The organism is Mycobacterium sp. IDUB_19 (assembly GCF_055419445.1).
On sequence record NZ_JBVAXR010000127.1, the window covers coordinates 1 to 1,822 of the forward strand.

Annotated in this window: 3 protein-coding genes; all 3 read right to left on the minus strand. The window is 65.3% G+C overall.

Annotated features, from left to right (window positions below):
* Positions 1-536: dioxygenase (locus ACZY0B_RS27325; protein WP_463767351.1), on the minus strand; the 536-nt coding region annotated here is incomplete at its 3' end.
* 11 nt (positions 537-547) lie between these two features.
* Positions 548-1,519 carry a quinone oxidoreductase family protein gene (locus ACZY0B_RS27330; protein WP_463767352.1) on the minus strand — a complete coding sequence of 324 codons (972 nt, stop codon included), beginning with the start codon at positions 1,517-1,519 and terminating at the stop codon, positions 548-550.
* 57 nt (positions 1,520-1,576) lie between these two features.
* On the minus strand, positions 1,577-1,822 hold a 246-nt coding region (locus ACZY0B_RS27335), incomplete at its 5' end, for a hypothetical protein (protein ID WP_463767353.1).

Genomic DNA, 1,822 nt, shown 5'->3' on the forward strand with positions numbered 1-1,822 from the left:
TCGGTGGTCAGCAGCGCGCGCATGGCGAACTCGCCGTGCAGCGGCTCGGTCATCTGCACGTCGTAGAACCCGGTGCCGTCGCTGTGCCAGGTGTCGACATGCGCGCCGGCGATCGGCCTGCCCTGTTCGTCGACGACACGAGCGGTGACGAACATCGGTGTGCCCGCGACGCCGTTGGCGATGTCGGCGCCGTTCGGCGCGGTCGGACGGCCCTCGACATAGAACGGGCCCAGCAGCGCCGAGTCGGTGGCCGATCCGCCGGTGTGCTCGTGGATCTTGTCCAACAGCATCGACAGGCCGAGGATGTCGGAGAGCAGCACCACCTCTTGACGCCTAGGGCTGGAGATCTTGCCGAGCCGTTCGAAGAAGTCCATCGCGGTGAACCACTCGTCACCGGTCAGCCGCACCTCGCGGGCGAAGTCGTGCAGGTGCTGCACCAGGCTGACGAACAGTCGGCGGAAGCGTTCGTCGGTGGACGTGTCAAAGGTTCGTTGCACGACTTCAGTGATCGTTTGTTCGGTCAGATTGGTTGACATGCCAATGCCTTTCAGGGGTTGATCACGATGCGGCCGACGATGCCGTCGGCGACCGCGCGGTAGGCGGCTGCGCTCTCGTCGAGGGGATAGCGGGCGGCGATGGGCAGTGGCCGGAACTCGCCGGATTCGAAGTACGGCAACATCTTCTGAAGTAGCTGCGCGGAGTCGACGACGCTGAGTTTGCCGCTGTCGGCGCCGAAGATCCGGGTTTCGTTGTGGTACAGATCCCTCAGATCGATCTCGACCTTTGACGGGCCGACCGCGCTGATGACGACCAGCCTGCCGCGGTGAGCGAGCGCGGCGAGCGCGGCCGCCGTGGTCACGCCGCCGACCGCGTCGTACACGACGTCGACGCCCTTGTCTTCGTTGGCTCGTATGATTTCGGCGGCGACGTCGGCGTTGGGATCGAAGGCGACGAAGTCGTCGAGGACATTCGCGGCGGGCGTTTCCGGGTCGGGTTTGCGACGATCCACACCGATCACCGTGGCGCCGAGCGCGTGCGCGATCTGCGCGACGGCACCGCCCACTCCCCCGGGGACGCCGAAGATCGCGATCGTTTCTCCAGCTGTTAGCTGTGCTGTTTCCACCGCGCCGTGCCAGGCGACCACGAAGTTGACACCGACGGTGGAGGCCTCGTCGAAGCTCAGCCGCTCGGGCTTGCGCGCCAGCGCTTCGACCGGCACCGAGATCAGCTCCGCGTGCGAGCCGTCGCGGGTGAACCCGACGTCCCCGCCGGTGCCCCACACTTTGGCGCCTTCCCATTCGGCTGGACCGCTGACGACGACTCCGGCGAAATCCCGTCCCGGCGTGCGCGGTAGGACCGTCCAGTCCATCTGTCCAGCAACGTTTTTCACGTCGGATGGGTTGACCGAAGCCGCTTCGACGCGGATCACCGCTTCCTGCGCGTTTGCGCGCGGGTCGGGCAGATCCGCGATGTACAGGACGGTGGGGTCACCGAACTTGTTGAAGCGCAAGGCCCGCATGTTTATATCCTCTCCTGCAGTACCCTCACCCGTCACGTCGACGCGTGACTACGCCGACTAGGGGCTGGGCGGATCGGGAAGGTTGGTGCAGACCTTGACGTACCCGATGTTCGGCGACACCCACTTGTTCCACTCGGCATGGGTCATGTTGGCAGAAAGCTTGTCGCACAACAGCGTTACCCATTCGTCCTTGGGAGGTGCCGGCCACAACCGCAGTAGACCGTCATCAGAGGATGATACGACGCGGTGTCGATCGGGGCTGAACGAGACGCTGTTCACCGCCTGGGTGTGACCGGCGATGGG

What these genes read in the sequence shown, in the direction of transcription:
- ACZY0B_RS27330 (WP_463767352.1), bottom strand. Translation starts at nt 1,519, where the DNA reads ATGCGGGCCTTGCGCTTCAACAAGTTCGGTGACCCCACCGTCCTGTAC.